This window comes from Streptomyces sp. NPDC056160, assembly GCF_042268205.1.
Lineage (GTDB): Bacteria > Actinomycetota > Actinomycetes > Streptomycetales > Streptomycetaceae > Streptomyces.
This window is the reverse complement of record NZ_JBHJUW010000322.1, coordinates 1-1,886: the sequence shown is the minus strand read 5'-3', so window position 1 is coordinate 1,886 and position 1,886 is coordinate 1. Positions and strand designations below refer to the sequence as shown.

At 67.9% G+C, this 1,886-nt stretch carries 2 protein-coding genes; both read left to right on the top strand.

The annotated features are described in order from the left end of the window. Window positions 1-288 precede the first annotated feature (288 nt). Window positions 289-1,131 carry an IS5 family transposase gene (locus ACFC02_RS42420; protein WP_376368358.1) on the top strand — a complete coding sequence of 281 codons (843 nt, stop codon included), beginning with the start codon at window positions 289-291 and terminating at the stop codon, window positions 1,129-1,131. 53 nt (window positions 1,132-1,184) lie between these two features. Beyond that, window positions 1,185-1,742, top strand: a complete 558-nt coding sequence (locus ACFC02_RS42415) for a TetR/AcrR family transcriptional regulator (RefSeq protein ID WP_376368356.1) — start codon at window positions 1,185-1,187, stop codon at window positions 1,740-1,742. Window positions 1,743-1,886: the final 144 nt, after the last annotated feature.

Below are 1,886 nucleotides of genomic sequence, written 5' to 3'. Positions count from 1 at the left end.
GTTCCGCAACGCTACGAACCAGCGCCTACGCACACGCTGCGTCACCACCCGCCGAGCCCGCGGACACCTCCGCACCGCTCAACTTTGAAGACCCATCATGCGAGGGCCGTCCGCCTGTCCGGCGAATCCCCAGGTGAGTGACGGTGTGCGAGCCGTTGTTCGAGGTCAGAGGTTAAAAAACAAGCTCAGAGGCCGTGCGGATAGGCGCGGTGGAGAACCCCGCTGGCAGAACGGGCACAAGTCTCGTGATCATGGAGTTGCGACGCTCTGTGATCACTGAGGGGGCCTGTGCCCGCGCTGCCATCATGGCTCACCGAACCGCTCTGGGACCAATTCGTGGCGCTGCTTACCCAGCGGCCGGAGTTCCACCCGGACCATCCGCTTGGCTGCCACCGCCGGCGCATCAGTGACCGGATCGTCTTCGACAAGATGCTGCAACTCCTGCGCTTCGGCTGCTCGTACGAGGCCATCGCCGACACGACCTGCTCGGCCACCACGATTCGCGGCCGCCGCGACGAGTGGATACGAACCGGTGTCTTCGCCCAGCTCAAACAGATCGCGCTGAGCTCCTACGACCGGATCGTCGGCCTCGTCCTCGACCAGATCGCCGTGGACGGCTCCATCACCAAGGCGCCCGGAGGCGGCGAGGTGGCCGGCCGCTCACCGGTCGACCGCGGCAAACAGGGCCTGAAACGCTCGGGCATGACGGACGGGTACGGCATTCCACTGGGTCGTGCCCTGGCCGGAGCCAACCGCCACGGCTCCCCGCTGCTCGCCCCGACCCTGGACCGCCTGGACGACCTCGGACCGCTACCCGACGACATCACCGTGCACCTGGACGCCGGCTACGACTCCGACAAGACCCGCGCGCTGCTCAACGAACGCGGCCTCCACGGCCGCATCGCGCACAAGGGCGAGAAAGCGCCGATCCAGGCCAGTCAACGGTGGCACGTCGAACGCACCCACGCCTGGCAGAACGCCTTCCACCGGCTCGCCCGCTGCTACGAGCGCCGGGCCACCGTCATCGACGCCTTCTTCGACCTCGCCGACACGATCATCACCGTGCGCAGTCTGATCCGGCGGGCATGGACGACTCACCGCTGGGACGAACGCCCGAACCGCCGACCATGACCGCCCGCTTATAGCCGCGCACTGGGAGCCATGTTACCCAAGCGTCTATAGCGGTGCTACAGAATACAGCCGGTGACGCCCGCGAGCGGCTGCTTGCCGCCGCCTTCGAGATCGCCACACGTGACGGTGTCGACGCGGTCTCCACGCGTGCGGTCTGCACCGCCGCAGGTGTGCAGGCCCCGTCGCTGTACCACCACTTCGGCGACCGGTCGGGGCTGATCCGCGCGGTCGTCGACGTGGCGTTCGAGGAGTACTTCCACCGCAAGGACGCCGCTCCCCCGGTGGATGACGCGGACCCGCGTGCCCGTGTCGCCGCAGGATGGGATGCGCACATCGCATTTGCGCTTGCCTACCCAAGGCTCACCCGGCGATGTACCCGACATCGGGCCCGCTGCCGAGCCAGGTCGAAGGAAGCGGTGCGCTGCTGCGCGCCGGTTTCGACGAGCTCGAGCAGGCAGGTGCCCTCCGGCCTGGAATCACCGCAGCGCTGGCGACGAACGCGCTCCGCGCAGCCCTGCGTGGTGTCGCCCACGCCGTCGCCGCGAACCCCGATGGGTGCAGATCTTCTGAGGGCGCCTCGTTGGGGTGATTCTCAGAGGTTCGGGATGTAGCTGGTCGTGCCGGCTTTTACCGTCGCCGGGTTGAGCCCGCCGTGAAGAGTGCGGGTGCTGAGCGAGGGTGGGTGTGGTGTGCCGTCGTTGATGGAGGCGTTGGAGGCCAGGCGGGCTGAGGTGCTGGGGCAGGCCGAGCGGCTA